We start from the raw sequence: 20,037 nt of genomic DNA, 5'->3' as shown, positions 1-20,037 counted from the left end.
CGCAGCGGAGCGGTCGGCCCACCCCTCCGGGCCCGACGTGCCGGGCACGGTCCGCAGATCGCGAAAAAAAGTAGCCGCCCTGGGATCACAACACGGCCGGGGACGGAGTAACGTACATCACCGGAGAGGCCGCTCCCCCCGTGGCGGCCTCTCCCTTATTGTTCCGGTCCCTTATTGTCCAGGGCCTTTGTCGTCCGGCGCGTCCGCGCCGCCCGGGGTCACCGGGTGACGCAGCCCCGGATGACCGGCCGGCAACGACCGGCGCACCACCGCCCAGCTGATCGCCAACGCCGCCGCCACCAGCGGCCAGGTCAACCCGACCCGGGCCGCGGTCAGCGCGAGCACCTGCCCGCCGAGGTAGAGCGGCAGGAACACCGCCACCCGCAGCACGTAGGTCGCCGTCCAGACCCAACTCGCCCGGCCGTACGCGCGCAGCAACGCGGGATCGCGGCGCCACCGCCCGCGCTGCCCGAGCGCCGTACCGACCACCACCCCGAGCAGCGGCCAGCGCACCACGATGCTGACCGCCCACACCAGCGCGCTGGTGGCGTTGGCGAGCATCTGCACGAGGAAGAAGTCCTCGGCGCGTCCGGTGCGTACCACGACCAGCGCGGCCACGCAGACGGCGAGCAGCCCGACCAGCACCGAGCGCGGACGGTCCCCGCGGCGCAGTCGCCAGCCGGCCACCACCGTGCCGGTGGCCAGCGCCGCCACCACCCCGGCGGTGACCGATTGACCGGCCAGCAGCCAGCCCACCGCGAAGGCGACCGGCGGCACGCTGGCGTCGACCGCGCCCCGGCGCCCACCGAGCAGATCGGCCAGCGACTCCGGCCGCCCGGCCGTCGTGGGGTCCCGTTCCGAGGTACCGGTCACTGTCCCTCCTCGCCTGCGTCCCGACACCCTCCGTCAGCTGCGCCCCAACCTATCCCGACGGCACCGGCGGGCCACCAGCCGGTCGGCGCGGGTGGGCCGCTAAGTTGTGCGGGTGCGCGTGACGCCGAGGGGTGGGACTGCGGTCTGGCTGGTTCTGCTGGCCCTCGTCCAGACGGCGGCCTTCATCGCCGTCTGGCGATTCGCCATCCATACCGGGATCGGCCAGTGGATCGACACGGTGGCCCTCACCGGCAACCGGATCGGCCGCGACCACATCGAGGATCCGGTCGACCGGATCCTCAACGCCATGTCCGTGGTGTCGCTGTTGGTGGTCACCGTGACGATCGGGTTCATCGCGCTGATCCGCGGCCGGGTCGCCCTGGCCGTGGCCGCCACCCTGCTGATCGCCGGCGCCAACGTCACCACCCAACTGCTCAAGTACGGCCTGGCCCGGCCCGACTACGGCATCGACCCGGAGCGGGCGTACGTCGGCAACAGCCTGCCCAGCGGCCACACCACGGTCGCCGCGTCGGTGGCGGTGGCGCTGGTGCTCGTGCTGCCGCCCAAGGTGCGCGCCTTCGGCGCCGTGGTCGGCGCCGCTTACGCGGCCACCGCCGGGGTGGCGACCCTGTCGGCGGGCTGGCACCGGCCCAGCGACGCGGTGGCCGCGTTCCTGGTGGTCGGGGTGTGGGCGGCGCTGGCCGGGCTGCTGCTGCTGATCACCCAGCGCGAGCGGGCGAAGGTCGCCTCGGCCGACGCGCACCGCCTCACCGCGCTGCTGCTGGGCGCGGGCGGCCTGCTCGCGATCGCGGCCTGCGCGCTGGCGTTGTCCTGGCTGGTCGGCCTGCGGGCCACCGCACCGGCGGAGCTGGGCCGCCGGCCGCTCTTCGTCGGGTACGCCGGCAGCGCCGCCGGTATCGCCGGGTCGATGGGGGTGGTGATGGCGCTGGTGCTCATCTCCGTGCACCGTCTCGTCCCCCGGCACCAGGGCTGACCCGTGCCCAGCGACGAGTGCCGGCAGGTCCGCGACGCCTTCGCCGACGAGTGCGCCCGCCTGGGCGCGGTGCTGCCCACCCTCGACGATGCGGACCTGGCCCGGCCCACCGACTGCCCGCCCTGGAACGTGGCGCAGCTGCTGGCACACGTGCACACCGGCGTCGGCCGGCTGGCCGACATGCTCGCCGACGAGGCACCCGCCCAGCCGCACGTGAACGCCGCCGAGTATTTCGGCGTGGCCAAGTTCACCCCGCAGGTCGACGCCGACCGGATCGCCTCGGCGCAGGCGTCCGGCGCCCCGGACAGCGCGTCCCGGGTGGCTGTCGAGTTCGACCGCGCCTGGCGGGCCACGCTGGCGGCCGTCGACGCCGATTCGCCGGGCCGGGTGGTGCGCACGCGGCACGGGGACGCGATGGCGGTCACGGAGTTCCTGCGTACCCGGGTGCTGGAGGTCGGGGTGCACGGCCTGGACCTGGCTGCGGCCCTGGACCGGCCGGCCTGGCTGACCCCCGCCGCCGGGCGGGTGATCGCCGACCTGCTCACCGGCGGGCGGGAGGTGCCGGTGGAACTGGGCTGGGACCGGCTGACCCTGATCGCCAAGGCCACCGGCCGCAGCCCGCGCAGCGCTGCCGAGCAGGCGCTGCTCGACGGCGCGGGGCTGCCGCTGCTCTCCTTCGGCCGCTGAGCCCGGCCGGGCCTGGCTCGTCCCGAGGCGCACACCGAGACCAGATCTTCGGTCCACCTGGGGAAGCCCGGAGCGACTGCCTGGGACAGCGCAGGCATAGTCTGGTGACACTCAAGGCGCCGGCCGTGTGCGCGGCTGACGGTCGGCTTAGACGGCTTGCACCTCACCTGCAGGTTGAGCTTCGAACGCCCTGAACCCGCCTGGCGGCATGCAATCGCCCATGGAGACCATGTTCTTTAGATGGATGCGCGTGAAGATCTCGGTATAGACCATCCGGTCCTGGAGCGACTGGCGACCGCCATCCAATCGGAAGCCGGCCCGGGCTTGGATCTCCGGCGCGATGGCGACGCCCGTCAAGTCCGCCGTGATCTCCCGCCGCAGTGGGCTGCCGTTGCTCTCCTTCGACGGCGTAGACGGGCCGGTGCCGGGAGCGGTCAGGCGGCGGTGCGCGGCGCCGGTACGTGCGGGACGGCGGTGCGCAGCTGGGTCAGCACCACCGGGTCGATGCGGCCGGGCACCAACCGTTCCTCCAGGTTCTCCATCCCGGCCCAGGAGACCAGGGCGTCCTCCGGCTCGGTCGGGTCGGCCGGGTGCCCGAGGGCGGTCAGCAGGCCGGCGACCTCGGCGGCCAGCGCGCCGGTCAGGTCGAGCAGGGTGGCCGGGTCGGGCCGGCTGAACAGCAGGGTGTGCACGGCGAGCAGCCGGTCGAGTTCGGTGATCGGGGCGGGGTGGTCGTCGACCCGCAGGTCGATCATGACGTCGCCGGTGCCGCCGTACCCGCTGCCGTGGCGTACCACCAGCAGCGCGGCGCTCTGCCGGCCGCGCCGGTCGCCGCCGGCCGCCTCACCGGCCCGCAGCGCGGCGAGCAGCCGCTCGGCGAAGGGCAGGTCGGCGCCGCCCAGCCAGGCGTCGCGCAGCGCGTCGACCACCTCCGGCCCGGTGAGGATGTTGCCCTGCGCCGCCCACCCGTCGCCGGCCTGGCCACCGGCCCAGCCGTGGCAGTGGGCACCGGTGTGGGTGGCGCCGACGCCGGTGGCGGCGACCACGCCGAGTTGGCGGTGGTCGCGTTCCGGGTCGGCGGCGACCAGGCCGGCGACCACGTCGGCGGCGGCGACACCGGTGCGTAGCAGGGCCAGCCCCTGCGGCCGGTAGGCGAGGTTGACGTGCGCCTGGGTGGCGATCGCGCCGATGTCGGCCTCGGCTGCCGGCACCAGGGCGCCGGCGGCGAGGAAGCGGCTGGCCACGACGACGCCGTGCATCCGGCCGTCGTCGGAGCGGGCGACGAGGGAGAAGGTCACGCCGGGAAGGTTAGCGCCGGATGCCGGCCGTCGCCCTGCGGCAGGTCAGAAGGGTTCCCGCCGGGTTGCCGCAGGCCCGGCGGGTGAACCGGGAACCCGACGGGATCTTGCTCGGCGGCCCGGGCGGCGGGCACCATCGACCGATGACGACGCGATGGGCAATGACGGTGCCGTTGGGCAGCATCCCGCTCGCCGACCACGCCGTGATGTACGCGGCCCTCGCCGAGGCCGGTTTCACCGACGTGTGGTCCGCCGAGGTCAACGGTGCCGACGCGTTCACGCCGCTGGCGCTGGCCGCCGCCTGGCAGCCCCGGTTGCGGCTGGGCACCGCGGTCGCTCCGGTGTTCACCCGCGGGCCCGGCCTGCTGGCGATGAGTGCCGCCGCGCTCGCCGACGTCGCCCCCGGTCGCTTCGCCCTCGGCATCGGCGCCTCGTCGCCGGTGCTGGTCTCCGACTGGAACGCGGTCGAGTTCACCGAGCCGTTCCGGCGTACCCGCGACGTGCTGCGGTTCCTGCGGGCGGCGCTGCGCGGCGAGACCGTGGACGGCGCCTTCGACACCTTCGCGGTACGCCGGTTCACCCTGGAACGGCCGCCGGTCGTACCGCCGCCGCTGCTGCTGGCCGCGCTGCGTCCCGGCATGCTGCGGCTGGCCGCCGCCGAGGCCGACGGCGTCATCCTGAACTGGCTGGCCGCCGCCGACGTGCCCCGCGCGGTGGCCGAGCTCGGCGAGCGGCGTCCCCAGTTCGAGGTGGTCGCCCGGATCTTCGTCTGCCCGACCGAGGACACCGGGTACGCCCGCGCCCTGGGCCGGCGGATGATCACCAGCTACCTGACCGTGCCCGCGTACGCCGACTTCCACCGCTGGCTCGGTCGGGAGGAGGCGCTCGGCGGGATGTGGCGGGCGTGGGCGGACGGCGACCGGCGGGCCGCCCTGGCCGCGGTGCCGGACGAGGTGGTCGACGCGCTGATCCTGCACGGCTCGCCCGAGCAGTGCCGGGCGCAGGTGTGCCGGTACGCCGAGGCCGGGGTGGACGTGCCGGTACTGGCGCTGCTGCCCACCCCGGAGGTCCCCGCCGGAGACGCGACCGCGCTGGCCACCCTGGTCTCCCGGCTCGGCGTCGACGCGGGGGAGGCGGCGTGAACCTCACCGACCGGGTAGCGGTGATCACCGGCGGCGCCGGTGGGATCGGCGCGGCGCTGGCCCGCCGGTTCGCCGCCGAGGGGGCCGCCGCGCTGGTGCTGGCCGACCTGGACGGCGATGCCGCCGAGGCGGTCGCCGGGGCCGTCGGCCCGCTGGCCCACGGCGTGGCGCTGGACGTCACCGACCCCGAGCAGGTACGCGCCCTGGTGGCCGACACCGAGCGGCGGTACGGCCGGATCGACGTGTTCTGCGCCAACGCCGGGGTGGCCACCGGCGGGGGAGTGGAGGTCGACGACGCCGGCTGGGAGCGGTCCTGGCGGGTCAACGTGCTCTCGCACGTCTACGCGGCCCGGGCGGTGCTGCCGGCGATGCTCGCCCGCGGCGGCGGCTACCTGCTGCACACCTGTTCGGCGGCGGGGGTGCTGACCGCGGTCGGCGACGCCCCGTACACGACGACCAAGCACGCCGCGGTGGGGTTCGCCGAGTGGCTGTCGGTGACCTATCGCGACCAGGGGGTGCGGGTCAGCGCGCTGTGCCCGCAGGGGGTGGACACCCCGATGCTCGCCGACGGGCTGGCCGCCGGCCACCTGGGTGCGCGGGTGATCGCCGCCTCCGGCGCGGTGCTCAGCCCGGACGAGGTCGCCGCCGCGGCGGTGGCCGGGATGGCGGAGGAGCGCTTCCTGATCCTGCCGCATCCCGAGGTGGCCGACTACGCCCGCCGCCGTGCCGAGGACCCCGACGGCTGGCAGTCCGGGCTGCGCAAGCTGGTACGCCGGCTGCGGGCCGCCGACGCCCAGGGCGGGTCGACGCCACCGCCCGGCCACTAGACGGTCCCGGGCGCGCGGCCGCAGCTCTTTCTGCCGCGTCTCAACGGTTTGCGCGTGCGATGCCGCGCCGGACGAGGCCACGGATACCGGGGAGCGTGATCGCCCGGATGGTCAGGTCGCCCGCCCAGACGTGGAGCCGGCTGGGTGGCGCGTACTGGAGCATTCCCCGCCGGGCGAGTAGCTGCCGCTTGGCGGCTTCCGGGCGCAGTTCTGATTCCCACCCGGCCAGCGCCGCGGGTATGTCGTCGGCATGCCGCCGCAGGCTGGCGCCGAGCCGGTCGGCGCCGGCGAGCGCGAGGGCTGCGCCGTGTCCGGCGAAGAGCGTGACGCACCAGGCGGCATCGCCGAGCAGCACGACCCGGCCGGTGCTCCACCGTGCCATGACCACCTGGCTGACCGCGTCGAAGTAGGCGCCGGCCGGGTCCTTCCCGAGGTGGCGGATCGCGTCGGGCACACCGCCACCCAGATCACCGAACGCCGCGCCGAGCGCGTCGACCGGTCCGCGCCTCAGCTCGTCGGCGGGGTCCGTGCAGCGGTACGTGAAGAACGCCGATGATCGGTTCGGGCCGAGGTTGACGATTGCCGCTGTGCGTCCGGGACCGATGAACGTGGTGGCGGACGACTGCGGCACGCCCGCCACCGGATGGGCCAGGGGGAAGGCGCCCACGACGTACGGCAGGTCGACCCGGAAGCCGGAGCCGAAGACGGCCGTACGGGTGGCGGAGTGCACTCCGTCGGCGCCGACCAGCAGGTCGGCGTGTTCGGTGCTGCCGTCGCTCAGCACTACCCGTACGTCGTCGGTGTCCTGTTGGACGGCGGCGACGGTGGTGCCGAAGCGGATCTCGGTGTGGTCACGTACCGCGTCGTACAGCGTGGACTCCAGGTCGCCGCGAAACACTGACACGGCCCGGGCGCCGAGGGCGGCCTCGGCGATGGCGGACGGCACGGTGAACTTGGGGCGTCCGTCGGCGCGGACCAGCACGGTGGTGAACAGCCCCAGGTCGTGGGCGGACAGTGCGGGGAGCAGGCCGAGGCGTTCGGCGGCGTCGTAGCCGGGGCCGAGCAGGTTGACCAGGTAGCCGCTGCTGCGCCGGGCCGGGGCACGTTCCACCACGACCGTGCGCCATCCGTCCCGCGCCAGTCGCAGAGCGGTGGCCAGGCCGGCTATGCCCGCGCCCACGATTACCGCACGTTTCATTCCGCACTCCCGCACTCTGGTATGAGCGTTTGCTCATACCAGTATGAGCAAACGCTCATACTGGCGCAACCGACGCCCCGGGCAGCGCATAGACTTCGGCCATGCCACGCGGAGTCGCCATCCCGGAACCCAGGCAGCAACTCTTCGCTGCCCTTGAGCGCGTCATCGCAGGAGCCGGTCTGGGCCGGCTCACCGGTCGGGCAGTTACCCGCGAGGCCGGCGTCGCCACCGGGCTCCTCTACGCACACTTCGCGAACTTCGACGACTTTCTGGCCGGGTACGCGGTCGACCGGGCCTTCCAGATCTCCGGCGAGGTGGCCGGCCTGCCGGCGCGCGCCGGTGCCGGCACGGTCGCTGACAACCTGGGTGCCGCCGTTCTGGCGGCGCCGCTGAGCACGCTGGTGGCGTTGACCCGGCTGATGGCCGCCCGGCCCGAGCTGATCGAGAACGTCGAAGCCGTGCTGGGAACGGGGACTGCCGGGCTGCGGCCGGTCGAGCGCGCGGCTGCGGCGTACCTGGGCGCCGAGCAACAGCTCGGACGGGTGCCCACCGATGCCGACACCGGGGCCCTCGCGCTGGCCGTGGTCGGCGCGCTGCACCACGTTGCCCTCGCCGGCGAGACCGGCTCAGCGGCGGACGCCCGGATCCGCCGCGTGATCGACGCACTCGCCGACGGATTCCCAGCCGTCACACCGTCGCAGGAGACATCGTCGTCGGACGGCGGTCGGAGCGGGCGTCGAAGCCCTGGCACGCCGGAACGCTGAGTGGCCGCGGCACCAGTTCGGGCGGCCCGGTGACGCGCCGGCCGAGCAGGCGGTGCGTGGTCATTCGAAGAACTTGAGGCTGTATCCGACGTCGGTGTTGGCGCCGGGGACGTTGGCCCGGCGGTAGGTGGTGCTGCCCCACCAGACGGCCGTGCCGGTGTACCAGTACCGGTTGGACCACGCGTACGGGGTGCCCTTCTCGACCGCGTGGTACATGGTCGGGAACCGGTTGCCGGAGGGCGGGCTGGTGGCGATGTCCCCGCGCTCCAGGACGAACGAGTTGTGGCCGGGGCCGTCGACCCTCAACGTCGGGTGCCAACCCGACATCATGTCCCCGGCGTGCGAGCCGAACAGGCAACCGTTGCTCTTGTACCAGTCCCAGACGTACGTCGGGTCGCCGCCGGCGCGCAGCCGCAGGTCGGCCAGGCAGTACCGGTTGCTCCAGCTGCCGTTGGCGGAGTAGACGATGTGCAGTTGTCCGTTGGGGTCGCGGACCGGCTGGGGGGCCTCGTTGATGTACGGGTTGCCGACGACGCGTTCCCACGGCTCCCGTGGCTGGGAGATGATGTAGCGGCCGCCGGTGGTCGTGGTGGGGCTGGTCATCCGGGCGATGTAGAGGTTCTGCTCCACGTTGGTGTCGCCGGCCCAGCCGGACCACACGAACCAGCGCTGGCCGTTGTGGCTGAACGGCACGCCGTCGATCGCCCACTTGTCGTTGGGCAGGGCGACCTTCGTGGCGGCCGAGTAGCCGGAGTCGGCGGTGGCGGAGCTGATGTGGTACATCCGGTGTGCGGCGCTCCGGCCGGCGGCGAAGTAAATGTGGTACCGGCCGTCATGGTGCACGATCTCGGGTGCCCACACCTCGCCGAGGTTGCCGGTGTCCTGCCAGACCTGACGCTTCGGCGCGGCGGCGACGCCTTCCAGGGTGGACGCCGTCCGTACCACGACGCCGCCGTCCGCGGACTTGGCCGAGACGTAGAGGTTGCCGACCCGGATGACGCTGGGGTCGGCCCCACCCAGCGTGGTACGGCCCATCAGCTGGGGTTGCGCGGCGGTATCCGTCCCGGTGTCGACGCCCTCGGCCGCGGCGAGCGCGTGCCCGACGGCGAGCGCGGAGACCAGGGCGACGGATGCGAAGCCGGCGAGTCGGCGGATGCTAGGCATCGGCTCTCCTTCCGATCGTGTCACGGCAGTCTGGTCCCGCCGGGACCGGCCGAGAGAGCGCTCTCCGAGTATGCCACGAGGTTCGCAGCCGTCAATATCCGCCGCGGAACCGCCGGCTCGCCTCGGACGACCTGTGGGACATGGTTCGGCGGGATGTTGCCGGACTTGCCGCCGGGTGGGTTGCCGCTGGTGGAGCCTGCGAAGGAGGACATCGGCGGTAGGAGGCGGGATGCTGACCCTGGATCGTCGCTTGGTCGGGTTGCTGCTGCTGACCGCCGTGTCCCCGACGATCGAGGCGATCGTCCTGGTGTCGTTGGGTTTCGTCGCGGCCCAGGGCCTGGCGTCGCAGACCTCCGCAGTGTGGCCGTACGACACCTATCACGATCTGCGGTGGTTGTTCGTCTATCACGATTCCTGGGCAGTGTTCCTGTTCTGGCTCGGCCTGCTGTTGGTGTGCCGTGCTGTGTTCCATACCGTGTTGGTGGTGCTGGCCTGGCCTACCGAGGTCCCCCGGCCGCCGGTGCGGTGGTTGTTGCGGCGGAACTTCGGACTCGCCCTGTTGGTGGCGGTCGTCATCGCGCCGTGGGCGGTGATCTCGGTGGCCGCGTCGGTGGTGGCGTTGTCGTGGGTGCTGCTGGGCTCGCTGTTGCCGATGTTCCTGCTGGCGCCGTTCCTGCAACGGGCCGCGGTGGTCAGAGCCTGGTGGCGGGGGCTGCCGTCGGTGTCACTGGTGGGCTGGTCGTTGATGAATTTCGTGGTGCTCACGGTGGCCGGGGCGGTGTGCTGGAGCGTGCCGGGATGGTGGACGGTGCCGGTGGCCGCGGCGGCCGGGGTCGTCAACGGGCTGTTGTGGAACCGGACGGTGCGATCGGCGTTGCTCGCACCCCGGGTGCGGTGGGCCCGGGTGCCGGCGACCCCGGTCGTGGCCGTTCTGGCGCTCGCGGTGCCGATGCTCATCCCCCCGCTGGTGAACGTGGTGCCGGGCAAGGAACTGGACATCGAGGCCGTCCTGCTCGACCAACCGCTGCCGCCCGAGGTGACCCACGCGGTGATCGTCCTCACCGGCTACGGCTCGACCTACGCGGGGGCGCCCTCGGCCGACTCTCGGGTCGAACGGTTCTCCTACCGCGGGCTGGGCCCGGACGGACAGCCCCTGCCGTATGACCGGGACGACACCACGATCTCGGTGGCGGAAAGCGTACGGCTGCTCGATCGACAGGTGGATCGGCTACACCGCCGGACCGGCCGTCAGGTCGCCCTCATCGGCGAGAGCGAGGGGGCGATGGTGGCGCGCACGTTTCTCCAGCAGCAGCCCCATCCGGCGGTCGACATGCTGGTCATGTTCAGCCCGCTGATCAACGCCGGTCGCGCCTACTACCCACCCCGGGACCAGTCCCGGGGCTGGGGCGTGGTCACCGGGTGGAAACTCCGGCTCCTCTTCGGCCTGGTCGACCTCGCCGGCGGACCGGGCAACGGGCCCGACGAGCCGTTCATCCGTTCCCTGGTCGACAACGCACCCTTCTACCGCAACCAACTCATGTGCCCGGTCCCGGGCGTGCGGATGGTCGCGTTCCTGCCCACCACCACGGCCGCCGAGGCGCCGCCGGGGGACTACACCGGGATCCCCGTGTTCCAGATGCCCGGCGTGCACGGGGGCCTGCTGCACCGCGGTCTGGTCTCGGACCGACTGACCACCTTCCTCGACGGGGAGCCGATTCACCAGCACCGCGACGAGTATCCGTTGCTGCAACGGCTCAGCGCCGCCTGGCAGGCGCCTCCGCTGGCGATCGCGGTCAACCCGGCCTGGGCGGCGTCGCGGCAGCCCGACCCGGCCTTCACCGGGAAGGTCTGCCTGCCGACCCGCTGACCTGCCGCGCCGTCGGGTGTCCGGTGCCGGGTGTCGCCCTGGCGAGCGGGGATCAGCTGGTGGCCGGGAGGTGGTTCCTGCGAATCAGCCGGACGGCGGCCAGCGCCAGCCCGACCACGATCACCGCCTGGATCGGGTGGTACATGAGATAGACCAGATGCAGCGCGATGAAGATCGTCGCCGCCGCCACGCCGAGCCAGCTGCTCCAGCGCCGGCCGAGGGGCACGAGCGCGCCGGCGACTGCCGTGAGCATTCCGACGACGAGATGCAGGGCGGCCCAGCCGGTGATGTCATGCTCGTGGATCCCGCCGGTAGCGAGTGACACGTATTGGTGGGTGGTCAGGTCGGCGATGCCCGCGATCGCGTCGAAGATCCCAGCTCCGGCCAGCAGCACACCGGCCAGCAGCAGTCCCCGGTGGCGGGCGCCGTGGTCGGTCATGCTGCCTCCACTCGGCAGTGGCCCGGCCAGCGCCGTGCCGACCGCCGGAGATCCTCGAAAGCAGCCTATTGCCCGGCAAACAGCGTGAATGCGGGCATAGGTCAAATGGATGCGAAACGGGGTCGCGATGCCCATCGTCGTCGCCCCAGATCGTGCTTTCAAATCGGATGATCGGAACTTTTGCGACAATATGGGAGTGTCGAGCGGTGACCCGTTGCCTCACCCGACAGCCGGGGGACGACGGCTCGTCGCGCGCGCCCCCACGGCGGCCAGTGATGTGAGCTGGGTCGAACTCTTCGTCGACCTGATCTTCGTCTTCGCCTTTCTCTCGGTGACCACGCTGATGGCGGCGACCCCCGGCGCGACCGGGCTCATCCAGGGCGCGCTGATCGTCCTGCTGCTGTGGCACTGCTGGACCTCGTGCATGTGGCTGGGCAACGTCATCCACCTCGACCGGGGGATCATGCCGCTGGTAATGGTCGGGGTGGCGGCCGTGCTGCTGGTGATCGCGGCGGCCGTACCGGAGGCGTTCGGCGACCGGTCGGGGGGCCTGTCGGGCCCGGTGGTGGTGGTCACCGGCTACCTGTTGATCCGGCTGACCGTGCTGGTGGTGCTCACGGTCTTCCGGTGGGGCCAGGGCGAGTCCGGCCGGCGGCCGGCACGGCTGGCCTGGCTGTTCTACATCGCCGGCGCGCTGCTGTTGCTCACCTCCGCCGTGCTGCCGCCGTCGCTGCCGGAGGCCGTGAACGCGGGACTGGTGCGACTGCTGCTCTTCGGTGCGGCGCTTGTCGTCGACTCGCTTCTCCTGGTGGTGATCGGCCGGGGGAGTTGGCAGATGGTGTCCGGGTGGCATGTCGCCGACCGGCACACCCTGATCGTGTTGATCGCGCTCGGCGAGACGATCATCTCGATCGGCGCGAGTACGGGCCTCGGCGTCGAACGAGCGATCACGCCGACGTTGGTCTGGGCGGCCCTCCTGGGCATCATCGTGATCTTCGTGCTCTGGTGGAGCTACTTCGACCTGGCCAGTGTGATCGTCCAGCGGGCGCTGCGGGGCAACGTCGGCGCGGACAGCACCCGGCTCGGCCGCGATGTCTACAGCGGCCTGCACCTGCCGATGATCGCGGGGCTGATCCTGTTCGCCCTCGGCCTCAAACACGCCAGCGCCGACGTCGCGGGGCATCACGTGCGTTCCTGGCCATTCGCCGGCACCACGCTGCTCTTCGGCGGGGTGGTGCTCTACCTGCTGGCCCTCGTCGCCGCGGAATGGCGGGCCGTCCGGCTGCTGGGGCGGGGGCCGCTGGCCGGCATCGCGCTCCTGCTCGCCCTCCTGGTCATCGCCGCGAACGTCGCCGAGCTGACCGCCCTCCTGCTGCTCGCCGCCGGCGCGTGCGCCATGCTGCTGCTGGACGCCACCGTCTTCCGGCAGCGGCATCGCGAACTGCACCGGTCGGTGGAGGCCGAGAGCGCCGACGGCAACAAGGTCAGCCCCCGGGAACTCTTCGTCGACCTGGTGTTCGTCTACGCCTTCATCGAGGTCACCGCGCTGATGAGCCGCTTCCCCACAGTGTTGGGGCTCTTCCAGGGGCTGGTTGTGCTGGCCCTGTTGTGGTGGCTGTGGATCTCCAACACCTGGCTGGCCAACGCCGCGCGCTCGGACACCACGCTGATGCGGCTGTGCTCCGCCGGCATCGTGGCGGCGGGCCTGCTGCTCGGCCTGGCGATCCCACAGACCTTCGCCCCGCTGCCCGGCAGCCTGCCCGGAACCCTGCTGGTCATCGGTTGTTACCTCTTCGTGACGGCCGTGCAGTGGGTCGTCTTCTGGCAGGTGCGCCGCGAGAACCCGGCCCTGACCGCGCTGGGGGGCCACTGGTGGCCATCGGTCGCCACCGTGCTGGTGTTGCTGGTCATCGCCGCGATCGAATGGTGGGCGCCGGACATGGTGGCCCGCCACCCCGCCATCACCCTGTTCTGGGTCGCGGCCCTCCTGCTGCAATACGTGGGCGGCTACCGGGTCGGAGTCAACACCTGGCGCCTCGAACTCGTTCGGCACTGGACCGACCGTTATGCGCTGGTCGTGCTCATCGCCTTCGGCGAGGCGATCCTCTCCATCGGCGTCATCGTCAAGGACGAGCCGATCTCGGGTCGCATCGTGGTGGTGGTCGCGTCGTCGGCGATCGCCCTGAGCACCCTCTGGTGGAGCTACTTCACCACCATCGACTCGGCCCGGGACGCCCTCGCCAACCGCCCGGTAGAGGTCCGCGCCACGGTCGGCCGGGATGCGTACACCTACCTGCACCTCCTCATGATCGCCGGGATCGTGCTGGTCGCCTACGGCCTGCAACAGACCCTCACCCCGGGCTCGGAGCGCGACGTCTCGCGGCTGGGCCACTACGCGCTCTTCCTCGGGGTGGCCCTCTACCTGGTCGGCAACCAGCTCTTCTGGCGACGGATCTTCGAGGTGACCAGCCGCCATCGCGTCATCGGCGCATGCGCGGTGACCGTGCTGGCGCCGCTGACCATCCCCCTGCCGTCGGCGGTCGCGTTGGTCCTGCTCACCGCACTCGGCGTCGCCTTCACCCTGATGGAGGCGGCACAGAGCGGCGACCTGCGCACCAGGCGACCAGATGTCCGGCCGTCTCGGTGAACGCAGTGTCAGCCGCCTGAGTGGGCGGTCGGCGCGGTGGCGGGACGGCGTTGACACGTTGTTCGACACGCGGTAACTGCGTGACTCGATCTGACTGCGGAGCGTACGCTTCCGGCACGCGTTGCGCGCCGACCGGTTTCGAGACCATCGAACCCGACCGCGCGTACAAGAACGGCCACGATCTCTCCGGTGGCCAGTGGCAACGCCTCGTCGCCGCCCGCAGCCTCTACCGGCACGCCAACCTGCTGGTCTGCGACGAACCCTCCGCCGCCCTCGCCGCCCGCGCCGAGCACGCCATGTTCCAACACCTACGACGGCAACCCGACCGTCTGATCATCCTGATCACCCACCGGCTGGCCAACGTCCGCCACGCCGACCAGATCTTCGTCATGCGCCACGGGCGCCTCGTGTTCCCCGCGGTCCTCACAGAGCGGTGCGGACGATGAAGGTGGCCGACGACGGCGAGGCGCCGTCACCGATCGGGGAGATCCGCATCTGCTTGTGGCTGTCGTGGCGTAGGTAGCGGCTCGGGTAGTTGTACGACCGCAGTGACGTGTGCGTGCCGCTGATGCCGGTGACCGGGCAGAACGTGGCGTCGGCGCGGAACAGGGCGCTGTTGTCGGCGCGGTGCAGGAACATGCGGAACTCATAGTGCCGCAGGTAGTAGCCGGGGAAGTTGACCGACTCGAAGGAGACGCAGCTGCTGCTGGTGAGGCCGGAACGGACGATGAACGTGGCATCCGCTTTGGTGCCCGTACTGCTGGCGGCGTGGACCGGTTCGACGCGGGCCTGGAAGTCGAAGTGTCGCACCCGATGGCCGGGAAGGCCGGCGACCTCCAAGCCGATCCGGGCGCCGGGCTTCAGCGTGGAGGCAGCGGGGGCGGTCGGCGTGGCAGGGGGAGGCGCGGGGGCACTCGCGGGGGGGGTGGGGCGTCGGTGGCGGGATGCGCCGGGGCGGCGCCGGGGGCGGCAGGGCTGGATCCACCGTTGCCGGCGTGCGAGCCGTCGGCACGCGGTGTGATGCCGGGCCGGACGACAGGATCGCCGACCGGGCCGTGCGGCGCGGCGTCGTCGCCGGAAGCGGCGCCGTCCGCACCGGGCGGCGAGCCGCCGTTGGCGGCGCTGTCCGCAGGGCCTGCGGGATGGGGGACGGCGGCGACGAACTCGCCACGGACCGGCACCGGGGCGGTCCGGTCGTGCAGCGCTGTCACTCCGACGAGGGTCGTGACGGCGACCAGGGTGGCGCCGCCGATTAGCAGCTTGCGCCGTGCGTCGGCCCGGCCGGTGGCGGCACCACGATGCGGCGTGCTGCCGTGCGGGGCTGTGCCGCCGAAGAGCCGGCCGACGGCGGAGGGTTTCCCGGTTGCGAGATCCGGGCCGGTGGCCGGACCCGCGTCGCGGGACGTGCCGGTCTGCCCGGCGGGCGACGGCAGGCCGATGGGGGCCAGCGGCGGTGACGGGGTGGTCCGCCGCAGCAGGCGTACGGGACGGTACTGCTGCGCACCGGTGCCCGACTGCTCGGCGGCCGGCTGGGCCGGGCCCGGACCGGGCCTGCCGTGCCCGGGAATCCAGCCGCCGATCCGCAGGCGTGACTGGTCATTGCCGTTTTCGGACATAGTGGTCTCCTGCTGCTTCCAGCGCACGCGTCCCCCCGGACATGTCAGATGGTTGCGCGCATACGTTCTCATTTCCGCCCGGTCGACGCCAGGGCACACGCCACACGATCCCGGAGCAGCATCTTGGCGGCGCTGGGCCGGGCCGGGCGGGTGGTCGCAATCCCCGTGCAATCAGGACGTTTTGAAACTTGCTGCGACCAAGGGGTAGCGCATTGCTGTTTGTCGTTGGATGATTGCCGCCAACGCGATGCTGATCCCGGTACGTCCGCGCCGACCGGAGGGTTAATCCGTGAAGCATGACCACTCGCCTGTTCTGCCAGGTTCCGGCGCTACGGACTATGCACGCTATATGCGGACGGATACATTGCTGGGTCTGCAACGGTCGCCGGGCGAGGTGATCCATCGCGATGAGCTGCTTTTTCAAGTGGTGCACCAGTCCGCCGAGTTGTGGCTGAAACTCGCGGCGGCGGAGTTGGCTGAGGCGACCGCCCGGGTGGCTGCCGGGGAACTGCTGGTTGCCGAGGCGCTGCTGGTCCGGGCGGCCCTCGCGGTCCAGTTGATCACGAGCGAGATGGAGATGCTCCGGTATCTGTCCCCAGTGGACTTCCAAGCGATACAGCCCGCTCTGGGTAAGGGCTCCGGCGCTGAGTCACCAGGCTGGCGGCAGGTCCAGGTGGCCAGCCGGCAGCTTGGCCGCGCGTTCGACGCGCAGCTCGCCCACCGGGGTGTCGCCGCGGCGGACCTCCGCCCGGTGGACCTGTCGGAGCCGCTGCATCGGCTCGCCGAGGCGATGGTGGAATGGGACGAACGGGTGTCGTTGTGGCGGGTCCGCCACTACCAGGTGGCACTCCGAATCGGCGGCCACCCTCCGGCTGGCACCCCTGGTAGCCCGGCCAACATGCTGGCGAAACTCGCCGGACACCGATTCTTTCCCGAGTTATGGCAGGCGCGGACGCAAACCACCACCGACGAATAGCGGCTCATCAAGCCCCATTCTGTTCCCCGGTGGCCCAGCCGGCGGCCTTCGATGCGGTTCGTCTCGTCAATTTCGAGGGGTGGCACATGCATGCGGTAACTCGCTGGTTGGCCGGACCGGCCGGACCGCAAAGTTTTCCCTACTCGGTGGTGCTCGACGAATTTCATCGGGTTGGTAAACATTTCGTCGAAAAGAGCTTCCTCGCCCTGCTCGACGAGGCCCGGCAGACGGTGGCCGCTCGGACGCCGGCCAGCCGCGACGCCCCGACACGGCAGCTGACCGACTTCCTCGACATCGCACTCGACAAGTGGGACAGCCGCTACGACTACCGCAGTTACCTCGCCCTGCGTCTGCTCCGGCTGCCCGGCGCAGCGGACGACCTGTCCCCGGCCGCGGACGCGGCCGGGCGGCGGGCCCGGGACCGGCTCCTCGTCCGCCTGGTCGCCGACACGCTGGCCTTCGAGATGTCCGCCGCCGCACACACCACCGGGCTGCTGCCGCAGCAACGACCGGGGCCGGCGGTGGTCGCCAAGCGCTGCCGACTCGGCGTCCGAGCTGTCACCGCCGCGTTGGCGCGCCTCGGCCTGGCCGGGGCGGTCGGTACGGGCGACCCGCCCATCGCCGCCGCAGAGCTGCACGCCATCGCCGGTGACCTCGTCGCCGCCGAGGACCCGCCGCTGCGGTTGACCATGTTGCCGGTCCACGTGACGCATGACGAGTACCTGTTCATCCGGGTGCTGCAAAGCTACGAGTGCCTCTTCGCCGGGGTCGCCGACGAACTTCGCGTGGCGGTCACCGTACTGGCGCAGGACGCGCCGGGCGCCGCGGCCGAGCGGCTCGGATACGCAGGCGACCTGCTGCGCACCGCGGGTCCGCTCTTCTCCCTCCTGGCCACCATGCAACCGGAGTCGTTCCGCACGTTCCGGCAGTACACCGACGGCGCCAGCGCGATCCAGTCCCGCTCCTACAAGCTGGTGGAGTCGCTGTGCCGGAGACCGGACGCGGACCGGCTGGACTCGGTGGCCTACCGGTCGGTGCCGGAGGTGCAGGCCCGGATCCGGCGCGGCCAGTCGACGGTCGACGAGGCGTACCGGTCGGCTGTCTCCGACGGCCGGCTCACCGGAACCGACCGCGCGCTGATCGCGCGGCGGATGGCCGCGTTCGCCGGCACCCTGACCCAGTGGCGACGCACCCATCACCGGTTGGCGGTGCGGATGCTCGGCTCGCGCTCCGGCACCGGCTACACCGAGGGCACGCCATACCTGGCGGCGATCAGCGACGCACCGGTCTTCACCGCCGTGACCACCGATCGACCTGCGACCGATCCGACTGGAAGGCCCCACGCGTGAGCCGGCCCGAGCAGAGCCCCCGATGCCTCGACGCCGACGCGCACGCCGCCCTGCGCGCCGAGTTCCCGCTGCTGGAAACCCGCGTCTACCTCAACAGCAACTCCACCGGCGCGGTGCCACGGGGGGCCGAGCGGGTGCTGCACGACTACTGGGAGACGCTGCGCACCTGGCGCGACGACGTGTGGCAGGACTGGCACGTCGGCCTCGACCGGTACGCCGACTCGGTGGCCGCGCTCCTCGGCGCACCGCCGGGCAGCGTCCTCACCGACGCGAACCTGAGCACCTTCCTGGCCCGGGTGGCATCCTGCTTCGACTACCGCCCACCCCGCAACCGGGTGGTCATCACCGACCTCGAATATCCGACCGTGCCGTTCATCTTCCGGGCGTACGGCCGACATGGTGCCGACCTCCAGGTGGTCGGCACCGGTGGCCCCGAGCTGGACCAGGACGCCCTGGAGGCGAAGCTCGACGAGCGGACGCTGCTGGTCTGCGTGCCACACGCCAGCTTCACCTCCGGCGCCACAACCGACCTGCCCCGCCTGGTGGCCCGCGCCCACGACGTCGGTGCGCTGGTGGTGGTGGACGCCTTCCAGACCGTGGGTGTGGTGCCGCTGGACGTCACCGCGCTCGGCGTCGACATCGTGCTCGGCGGCTCCCACAAGTGGCTCTGCGGCGTCGGCACCGCGTTCCTCTACGTCCGGCCGGATCTGGTGCCACGGCTGACCCCGGCGGCGACCGGCTGGCAGGCCGGCGACCGCGCGCTGACCTTCCGGCCGTCATCCGGCTGGGCGGCCGGAGTGCGTCGGTTCGCCGGTGGCACACCCTTCCCGCTCACCTCCCTGGTGTCGCAGGTCGGTCTGGACCTGCTGGCCGGAGTCGGTGTCGACGCCATCCGGCGGCACTCGCTGGCGCTCACCCAACGGCTGCTGGACCGGGCCGGAGCGGCCGGCATCACGGTGGTCAGCCCGACCGCCGCCGCGCGCCGGGGCGGTGTGGTGTGCCTGGACATCCCCGACGGCGAGGCGGTCAAGCAGCGGCTGGCCGCCCGCCGGATGGTCTGTAGTTGGCGCGGCTACCTGCGGGTCGGTCCGCACGTCTTCAACACCCTCGACGAGATCGACCTGTTCATGGACGCGCTGGAGAAGGAGCTGCACCGATGACCGTCAACCTCTCGCCCCGGGCGTTGATGAGTCTGCTCGTCAACGGGCCGAAGGCCATGGACGTCTTGCAGACGGCGCTCGACCTGGGGCTGCTCGACGCGCTGGAGCCGGGACCCGCTCGGCTCGACGCGCTGGCGACCCGCTTCGGGGTGCTCCCGTTACGGCTGTACAAGTTCCTCGACTGCGTCGAGAGCCTCGGCCTGCTGATCCGCGACGAGCCCGCCGACGACCTCGGCGCGACCAGCTACCGGGCGGTGCCGGGGCTGCGCGACGCGGTCCACGCGGTGGCCGGCCCGGGCGCCATCGAGCGGGACCGGGACCGCTATCCGTGGCGGCAGCTGCACGGCCGACTGGCCGAGAGCCTGCGCGGCGACGTCAGCATCGACGACGGTTTCGCGTGGCCGCCGAAGACGGCCGCGCAGACCGCGGAGTTCGAGCGCAGCATGGCCCTCGGGCTGGGGCCGGCGATCGACGCGGTGCACCGGCACGCGAGCCGGCTCTGGTCGGACCGGTACCGCCTGCTGGACGTCGGCGGCGGCGACGGGACGCTGGCCGCCCACATCCTCGACGCCGCGCCGGCCCTGCGGGCCGACGTGTACAACCTGCCGGCCGTCGCGCCGCTGGTGGCGACGACCCGAGCCACCCGCGGTCACCCGGACCGGCTGGGATTCGTCGGCGGCGACTTCTTCGCAGAGCCGCTGCCGACGGGGTACGACGCGCTGTCGTTCGTCCGGGTGCTGCACGACTGGCCCAACGCCGTGGCCCGCCAACTGGTGCAGCAGGCGTACGAGGCGTTGGAGCCGGGCGGACTTCTGTTGATCTGTGAGGAATTCCGCACCCCGGACCGTCTGGCCATGCAGTTCTTCTGGAGCTACTTCCTGATCGGCGTCGACAGCAGTGTCAGCCGGCTGCGCGAGGTGGACTTCTACACCAGACTGCTCACGGAGGTCGGCTTCCAGCAGGTGGCCGTGCTTCCCGGCAGCTGGGAACTGGTCATCGCCTACAAGCCGGCCCGCGTGTGACAGATCAAAGCCGG

General features: G+C 72.0%; 18 protein-coding genes and 1 pseudogene. 12 read left to right on the top strand and 7 right to left on the bottom strand.

Annotation, left to right across the window (positions count from 1 at the left end; translation table 11 throughout):
• Positions 1-171: 171 nt before the first annotated feature.
• The gene (locus ACQPYA_RS21340; RefSeq protein ID WP_433528864.1) at positions 172-873 is read right to left on the bottom strand and encodes a DUF3159 domain-containing protein; all 702 of its coding nucleotides are present in this window, start codon (positions 871-873) and stop codon (positions 172-174) included.
• A gap of 106 nt (positions 874-979) precedes the next feature.
• Here ACQPYA_RS21340 and ACQPYA_RS21335 point away from each other — a divergent pair, with 106 nt between their 5' ends.
• Together ACQPYA_RS21335 and ACQPYA_RS21330 are read left to right on the top strand one after the other, a co-directional pair.
• Positions 980-1,867, top strand: a complete 888-nt coding sequence (locus tag ACQPYA_RS21335) for a phosphatase PAP2 family protein (RefSeq protein WP_433528863.1) — start codon at positions 980-982, stop codon at positions 1,865-1,867.
• Positions 1,868-1,870: 3 nt separating this feature from the next.
• Complete coding sequence (locus tag ACQPYA_RS21330; protein ID WP_433528862.1) at positions 1,871-2,554, top strand: maleylpyruvate isomerase N-terminal domain-containing protein; 684 nt, start codon at positions 1,871-1,873, stop codon at positions 2,552-2,554.
• A 434-nt stretch (positions 2,555-2,988) separates the two neighbouring features.
• On the opposite strand, the gene ACQPYA_RS21325 is transcribed toward ACQPYA_RS21330, so the two are convergent.
• Complete coding sequence (locus tag ACQPYA_RS21325) at positions 2,989-3,852, bottom strand: DUF1028 domain-containing protein (RefSeq protein ID WP_433528861.1); 864 nt, start codon at positions 3,850-3,852, stop codon at positions 2,989-2,991.
• 161 nt (positions 3,853-4,013) lie between these two features.
• Here ACQPYA_RS21325 and ACQPYA_RS21320 point away from each other — a divergent pair, with 161 nt between their 5' ends.
• A complete protein-coding gene (locus ACQPYA_RS21320) occupies positions 4,014-4,994 on the top strand; it encodes an LLM class F420-dependent oxidoreductase (RefSeq protein WP_433533557.1) in 981 nt (326 codons plus the stop codon).
• Positions 4,991-5,821 carry an SDR family oxidoreductase gene (locus ACQPYA_RS21315; RefSeq protein WP_433528860.1) on the top strand — a complete coding sequence of 277 codons (831 nt, stop codon included), beginning with the start codon at positions 4,991-4,993 and terminating at the stop codon, positions 5,819-5,821. The genes ACQPYA_RS21320 and ACQPYA_RS21315 overlap by 4 nt, the downstream gene beginning before the upstream one ends.
• 40 nt (positions 5,822-5,861) lie before the next feature.
• Here the strand turns inward: ACQPYA_RS21315 and ACQPYA_RS21310 are convergent, their stop codons facing one another.
• Positions 5,862-7,019, bottom strand: coding sequence for an FAD-dependent oxidoreductase (locus ACQPYA_RS21310; protein WP_433528859.1), 1,158 nt, complete (start codon positions 7,017-7,019; stop codon positions 5,862-5,864).
• A 101-nt stretch (positions 7,020-7,120) separates the two neighbouring features.
• On the opposite strand from ACQPYA_RS21310, the gene ACQPYA_RS21305 reads away from it, so the two are divergent.
• A complete protein-coding gene (locus ACQPYA_RS21305) occupies positions 7,121-7,783 on the top strand; it encodes a TetR family transcriptional regulator (RefSeq protein WP_433528858.1) in 663 nt (220 codons plus the stop codon).
• A gap of 60 nt (positions 7,784-7,843) precedes the next feature.
• On the opposite strand, the gene ACQPYA_RS21300 is transcribed toward ACQPYA_RS21305, so the two are convergent.
• A complete protein-coding gene (locus tag ACQPYA_RS21300; protein WP_433528857.1) occupies positions 7,844-8,947 on the bottom strand; it encodes a glycoside hydrolase family 43 protein in 1,104 nt (367 codons plus the stop codon).
• A 229-nt stretch (positions 8,948-9,176) separates the two neighbouring features.
• On the opposite strand from ACQPYA_RS21300, the gene ACQPYA_RS21295 reads away from it, so the two are divergent.
• Complete coding sequence (locus tag ACQPYA_RS21295; RefSeq protein ID WP_433528856.1) at positions 9,177-10,814, top strand: hypothetical protein; 1,638 nt, start codon at positions 9,177-9,179, stop codon at positions 10,812-10,814.
• A gap of 52 nt (positions 10,815-10,866) precedes the next feature.
• Here the strand turns inward: ACQPYA_RS21295 and ACQPYA_RS21290 are convergent, their stop codons facing one another.
• Entirely contained in the window at positions 10,867-11,253 is a 387-nt protein-coding gene (locus ACQPYA_RS21290; RefSeq protein WP_433528855.1) for a DUF7144 family membrane protein, read from the bottom strand.
• A gap of 277 nt (positions 11,254-11,530) precedes the next feature.
• Here ACQPYA_RS21290 and ACQPYA_RS21285 point away from each other — a divergent pair, with 277 nt between their 5' ends.
• Both ACQPYA_RS21285 and ACQPYA_RS21280 read left to right on the top strand, forming a co-directional pair.
• The gene (locus tag ACQPYA_RS21285; RefSeq protein ID WP_433528854.1) at positions 11,531-13,900 is read left to right on the top strand and encodes a low temperature requirement protein A; all 2,370 of its coding nucleotides are present in this window, start codon (positions 11,531-11,533) and stop codon (positions 13,898-13,900) included.
• Between the two features lie 128 nt (positions 13,901-14,028).
• A pseudogene (locus ACQPYA_RS21280) lies at positions 14,029-14,310 on the top strand (ATP-binding cassette domain-containing protein); the annotation flags it as partial.
• A gap of 13 nt (positions 14,311-14,323) precedes the next feature.
• On the opposite strand, the gene ACQPYA_RS21275 reads toward ACQPYA_RS21280, so the two are convergent.
• Both ACQPYA_RS21275 and ACQPYA_RS21270 read right to left on the bottom strand, forming a co-directional pair.
• Positions 14,324-14,710: an AbfB domain-containing protein gene (locus ACQPYA_RS21275; RefSeq protein WP_433528853.1), complete on the bottom strand. Its 387-nt coding sequence runs from the start codon at positions 14,708-14,710 to the stop codon at positions 14,324-14,326.
• Between the two features lie 50 nt (positions 14,711-14,760).
• Positions 14,761-15,516 carry a hypothetical protein gene (locus tag ACQPYA_RS21270; protein WP_433528852.1) on the bottom strand — a complete coding sequence of 252 codons (756 nt, stop codon included), beginning with the start codon at positions 15,514-15,516 and terminating at the stop codon, positions 14,761-14,763.
• Positions 15,517-15,805: 289 nt separating this feature from the next.
• Between ACQPYA_RS21270 and ACQPYA_RS21265 the strand changes: the two genes are divergently transcribed.
• From ACQPYA_RS21265 to ACQPYA_RS21250, 4 genes are all read left to right on the top strand, one after another.
• Positions 15,806-16,492, top strand: a complete 687-nt coding sequence (locus tag ACQPYA_RS21265) for a tryptophan 2,3-dioxygenase family protein (RefSeq protein WP_433528851.1) — start codon at positions 15,806-15,808, stop codon at positions 16,490-16,492.
• Positions 16,493-16,578: 86 nt separating this feature from the next.
• Positions 16,579-17,841: a tryptophan 2,3-dioxygenase family protein gene (locus ACQPYA_RS21260; RefSeq protein ID WP_433533556.1), complete on the top strand. Its 1,263-nt coding sequence runs from the start codon at positions 16,579-16,581 to the stop codon at positions 17,839-17,841.
• Positions 17,838-19,001: an aminotransferase class V-fold PLP-dependent enzyme gene (locus tag ACQPYA_RS21255; RefSeq protein WP_433528850.1), complete on the top strand. Its 1,164-nt coding sequence runs from the start codon at positions 17,838-17,840 to the stop codon at positions 18,999-19,001. Before ACQPYA_RS21260 ends, ACQPYA_RS21255 begins: the two co-directional genes overlap by 4 nt.
• Positions 18,998-20,023 (top strand): methyltransferase, encoded by a 1,026-nt coding sequence (locus tag ACQPYA_RS21250; RefSeq protein ID WP_433528849.1) that lies wholly within the window; start codon positions 18,998-19,000, stop codon positions 20,021-20,023. Before ACQPYA_RS21255 ends, ACQPYA_RS21250 begins: the two co-directional genes overlap by 4 nt.
• Positions 20,024-20,037 lie beyond the last annotated feature (14 nt).

This window comes from Micromonospora sp. CA-263727 (assembly GCF_050942455.1).
In the GTDB taxonomy this organism is placed as follows: Bacteria; Actinomycetota; Actinomycetes; order Mycobacteriales; family Micromonosporaceae; genus Micromonospora.
Note: the sequence above shows the minus strand (reverse complement) of the source record. Positions and strands in the feature narration are given on the sequence as shown.

What these genes read in the sequence shown, in the direction of transcription:
- ACQPYA_RS21320 (WP_433533557.1), top strand. Translation starts at nt 4,014, where the DNA reads ATGACGGTGCCGTTGGGCAGCATCCCGCTCGCCGACCACGCCGTGATG.
- ACQPYA_RS21310 (WP_433528859.1), bottom strand. Translation starts at nt 7,019, where the DNA reads ATGAAACGTGCGGTAATCGTGGGCGCGGGCATAGCCGGCCTGGCCACC.
- ACQPYA_RS21305 (WP_433528858.1), top strand. Translation starts at nt 7,121, where the DNA reads ATGCCACGCGGAGTCGCCATCCCGGAACCCAGGCAGCAACTCTTCGCT.
- ACQPYA_RS21300 (WP_433528857.1), bottom strand. Translation starts at nt 8,947, where the DNA reads ATGCCTAGCATCCGCCGACTCGCCGGCTTCGCATCCGTCGCCCTGGTC.
- ACQPYA_RS21295 (WP_433528856.1), top strand. Translation starts at nt 9,177, where the DNA reads ATGCTGACCCTGGATCGTCGCTTGGTCGGGTTGCTGCTGCTGACCGCC.
- ACQPYA_RS21290 (WP_433528855.1), bottom strand. Translation starts at nt 11,253, where the DNA reads ATGACCGACCACGGCGCCCGCCACCGGGGACTGCTGCTGGCCGGTGTG.
- ACQPYA_RS21270 (WP_433528852.1), bottom strand. Translation starts at nt 15,516, where the DNA reads ATGTCCGAAAACGGCAATGACCAGTCACGCCTGCGGATCGGCGGCTGG.
- ACQPYA_RS21260 (WP_433533556.1), top strand. Translation starts at nt 16,579, where the DNA reads ATGCATGCGGTAACTCGCTGGTTGGCCGGACCGGCCGGACCGCAAAGT.
- ACQPYA_RS21250 (WP_433528849.1), top strand. Translation starts at nt 18,998, where the DNA reads ATGACCGTCAACCTCTCGCCCCGGGCGTTGATGAGTCTGCTCGTCAAC.